Here is a 439-nt window from a genome sequence, read left to right as displayed (position 1 = left end):
CCCAGTCAGCGTACATCGCAAATTTCCCCACTGGCACCGCAACGGGGACGGCCTGCGGCTCTTCATAAAATTGTGCATCCAGCGTCACATCGCTTCCCAGGCGTGACAGCCTCTCTTCAAGCGCCAACAACTCAGCCAGTCGTGCAGGCGTCACCGCGGAAAACGCTGGCGCGTTATTGGCAAATACGGCTACGGCGCCGCACGTTGATTTGGCCAGCACTGCGTGGTGATCGTGTAGTAAGGCGTCAATGCTAGTGACGTCCGGCGTCAAAATTTTGCAGGGCATAATGTTTCTCAATACTGAACAACAACCGAGAAGGGAACTGCTCTTATAGTAACACAGAGAAGAGAGAGAGCAGCAGATGAGGGGGAGATTCCCCCTCTGTGGCGTGCTGAAACGCGCGGGCGTTTGCGATACAGCCATAATCCCGGTACGGAA

General features: G+C 55.4%; 1 pseudogene. It reads right to left on the bottom strand.

From position 1 onward, the window contains the following. Window positions 1-286 (bottom strand): annotated as a pseudogene (locus ACU8YC_RS27950) (primosomal protein DnaT); the annotation flags it as partial. Between the last annotated feature and the right edge of the window lie 153 nt (window positions 287-439).

The organism is Citrobacter sp. VF227 (assembly GCF_052950715.1).
The sequence above is the reverse complement of the archived record's forward strand: the minus strand, read 5'-3'. Positions and strand labels throughout refer to the sequence as shown.